Origin of the sequence: Enteractinococcus helveticum (assembly GCF_020742345.1) — a bacterium.
Classification (GTDB): Bacteria; Actinomycetota; Actinomycetes; order Actinomycetales; family Micrococcaceae; genus Yaniella; species Yaniella helvetica_A.
The window spans coordinates 1-3,372 of the sequence record NZ_DYXC01000135.1; the positions used below are offsets into that span (position 1 = coordinate 1).

Below are 3,372 nucleotides of genomic sequence, written 5' to 3' on the forward strand. Positions count from 1 at the left end.
GGCACGGCAGTTGCTTTTGAACAACATGCCGGACTGCGCGTACCGGGACAGACGAGCACCGGTGACTTCCAGCTCTCCACTTCACGCACCGTTGCAGGTAATAAAGATCAGGTGCTGGAGACGTGGTTAGAGCTCGTCGGATCCAGGACCGAGTTTGGTGGCGTACTCATTGAAGGCGAGGCATCAACGTCGAGCACTGATCGTTGGCGGTACTGGCGGGTATCGTTGTCGAACGGCACGCGGGTAGTTGTCAACATCAATGACAAGCATGCCGACAAAGCACTCGTTGGTCTGCAGCATTCAAAGCTCGATTCTGCAGAGACTATTGCTTACTGGCGTCCGATTTGGAAAGACCTGCTAGCCCAGCTGTAACGTATGGGAACTATGATGCACATTCGGTACCTCTTCCAAAGGAACCTCAGGTTAGGTAGTCTGCGCGCATGAGCATCAAGATTGATAATGTCGCGATTGCGGTCCGAGATCTGGAAGCTACCATCGCGTTCTTCACCGACCTCGGGCTCACTGTTTTAGGACGTGACACTGTCCAAGGTGAGTGGGCCGATACCGCTGTCGGGCTGGAAGGTAATCACGTCAAACTTGCGTTACTGCAGACACCGGATGGCCATGGCAGACTGGAACTTTTCGAATATATTCATCCGCAAGCAATTGAAACGCAACCAACACTACCCCATGAGATCGGCATGCATCGGGTCGCGTTTGCCGTTGATGACATCGACGAAGCACTCGACATCGCCGCGCGTCACGGTTGCCATCCGTTACGCGGGGTCGCGACCTATCGTGACCTGTATCGACTCACCTATGTTCGTGGCCCCAGCGGCATCATCGTGATGTTCGCCCAAGAACTCAAACCGTCATGATGTTGCTTTTGGCCTCGTCTACGGCCTCGGCTTGACGGAAACACGAGGAATAAAAACGCTAGATTCTGGGAGTCTGTCCCAGCGCAGATGGTCAAATGAGCCCATAACAACGCTTGAGCAGAGCGAAAATCTAGGATCTGTTATGACCCACGGTGGCCTTCGGTCATCTTCAGGACCCGATGACACGACAATAAGATTCCCATATAAGCGCCTTCTGACACTGCACGGTCGATGATCGGTTCGGTTATTGGATCGCTCACCTCCAGCTTTTGTGCGTAATGGCCGTCTTCGTGATCTTCGTTGGGCTCGCGGCAGGATACGACTCGATCGTGCTATTTGCTGTGCTTACATTCCCGCGGTGCCCGCACGATGTCCTGACGATCGACGCGAGCGCATCCGTTGCAGATGCTGTCGCAGCACTGTCAGATGCTCATCTGAAAAAGGTTCCTGTCGTCTCCGGTGAGGATCACCTGATGATTGGTATTGTGAGCCGTTCAGCTATCAACCGCCTAGCCATTGGCAACTACCTCAATCAGCATGTTCAGCACCTGCAGACGGCTGGAACACAAATAAGCTAGTTCCTTAGATATGTAGCATGGGTTTGGCACTGGTAAGGGGCCGGGTCCGCTATCGGACTCGGCCCCTTAGGGTCTCTGTCAATGTTCGACGGCGTCGACCATTGGCTGAGGTTAGACCGTTTGGTTGACAGTGACGGCGGCTCGAACGATTTCGGCGATCCGCTGTTCTGTCACATCATCGAGTTCTTCAAAGTACCAGGCCGCTGGAATCAGCTGGCCATCGTTGCCACCTGCCGGTTTCAAATTGGCCTTCTCACTGAGGCCAAGGGTCATGCGTTCATCGTTGCGGAAGAACACCAGAACCGGGCTGCTGGCATGCAGCGCGTAACCGGGCATGCCATACCAGATTCGGGGTTTCAGCTCAGGAGCTGCTTCGGTGATTACGTCGTGCATGCGTTGCATGACAGATCGCTCGGGTTCATTCATGCCGGCAATTTTGCCCAGCACTTTTTGGAGATTTTTATCGTCTTTGGTGGCCATGAACATATCCTTTCGAAAATGCCGATTTTTATATCGGTTGCGAGGTTGATGCGCTGGTTAGCGCAGCACCCCACGTGGACATGTCCTGAGAATTTCAGTCCCCTCCACAGTGATTCAGGTTATGGAACCTGGAAGCGCTGTCGGTGGCGCGTAAAGCTACCACAACTTCATGATACCAACGTTGCCAAACAGCTGCCATAGCATCCCGTGTTCTGCTGCAATGATCATCAGGGTGGAAAGATCCGCCTTTGCCCCTCATGCCTGTGACCGAGAAAAGCATCCACAGCCTTACCCCATCTACCGATCCCCCTGGCACACATCGCGAGCTGTGTCAGCCAAGCCTTGCACAACCTTTACCAGCACAGCCTGATCGCCAGACGGATTATGAATTGCTTTTGTACATTAGATCGCCAACCGAACTCTGCTGGCGTGGATCAGTCAATAATTTCCCATGCAGGAAAGGGCCGATGCTCACCCGGTTGAAAAAGACGACGAGTTTCTGAGCTTTGGTCCGCAACAGGCCACTCATCTGCAGCCTCGTTTTGTGCTTCCCGCCGTTGCTGAGTGGCTCGGCCAAGTTCCATATAATCGGTAACCCAGTACACCGGGGAATGTCCGCGAAAGTGTAACTGGTCGTTGTGAGTGTTCTCCGCCAATTCGAACCAATAGTGATCCGAGGTTGTAGCGTTGAGGAATGTTCGGTTGTCAATTTTTTCAATGGAGATCTGCCAGCCGCGGTCAGCCCAGTCGTCAGACGTCTGCCGAATTATGTCGTGTAGGTCTTCGTCCTCGGCAGGTGCATATGTGCGGAAAACATCAAAATAATAGCTATTATTCTTGGTCGCGCCTTCCGGTGCTCGACCCAAGGAGGACCCCATGCGGGGATTAATTTCTGACCCCACGCTCGGAGCTGCCCAGTCACCATCGTGGATCTGGGATTGCACCTCGCCTGCCAACTCTTGCAGTTCCAAATAACGCTGCTCAGCCAGTTCATACTGGTCATGGATACTCAGATCTTGGATTTGGTCCTGGGTGGTTCCGGTATGATCTTGCATCTGGTCCTCCTGCGGCCCGCACCCGCTCATCATCAACGCCATAACCAATGCGATCACATGGAGAGACAGCCGCAGCCCAACACCACGCAGTTCTTCTATCGCCGCGTCAATAGCCCTCAATACGCTACGAGCCTCTGAAAAATCAAACGCGATATGCCTCGCTGCCTGATACACAAAACTCCTCAACGCCAAAGCCTATAACCAGGCTAAACCAGGTACCACCCGGCCGTAAGGACTGTTACCCCCTCTACCATAAGTTGCAGCATCTGCGCGCAGACAAGATGATGAAACCAGCTCAGATACCGCGATAGAGACCTGTTCGAATTATATGAGCGCCGGCGTTATGATGTGCATTGATTTTCAGGATTGCCCATCTAAGCA

General features: G+C 53.3%; 5 protein-coding genes. 3 read left to right on the forward strand and 2 right to left on the reverse strand.

The features are described 5' to 3' along the window. The 3 genes from K8V32_RS11730 to K8V32_RS11740 all read left to right on the forward strand — a co-directional run. A partial coding sequence (locus K8V32_RS11730) for a hypothetical protein (RefSeq protein WP_303907609.1) occupies positions 1–372 on the forward strand: 372 nt, incomplete at its 5' end. A gap of 68 nt (positions 373–440) precedes the next feature. Next, entirely contained in the window at positions 441–878 is a 438-nt protein-coding gene (locus K8V32_RS11735; RefSeq protein WP_303907612.1) for a VOC family protein, read from the forward strand. A 278-nt stretch (positions 879–1,156) separates the two neighbouring features. Next, on the forward strand, positions 1,157–1,456 hold the full coding sequence (locus K8V32_RS11740; RefSeq protein WP_303907615.1) for a CBS domain-containing protein: 300 nt from the start codon (positions 1,157–1,159) through the stop codon (positions 1,454–1,456). Positions 1,457–1,567: 111 nt separating this feature from the next. Here K8V32_RS11740 and K8V32_RS11745 read toward each other — a convergent pair whose 3' ends face one another. Together K8V32_RS11745 and K8V32_RS11750 are read right to left on the reverse strand one after the other, a co-directional pair. After that, on the reverse strand, positions 1,568–1,936 hold the full coding sequence (locus K8V32_RS11745; RefSeq protein WP_303907618.1) for a DUF1801 domain-containing protein: 369 nt from the start codon (positions 1,934–1,936) through the stop codon (positions 1,568–1,570). A 434-nt stretch (positions 1,937–2,370) separates the two neighbouring features. Beyond that, the gene (locus K8V32_RS11750; RefSeq protein ID WP_303907620.1) at positions 2,371–2,991 is read right to left on the reverse strand and encodes a hypothetical protein; all 621 of its coding nucleotides are present in this window, start codon (positions 2,989–2,991) and stop codon (positions 2,371–2,373) included. Between the last annotated feature and the right edge of the window lie 381 nt (positions 2,992–3,372).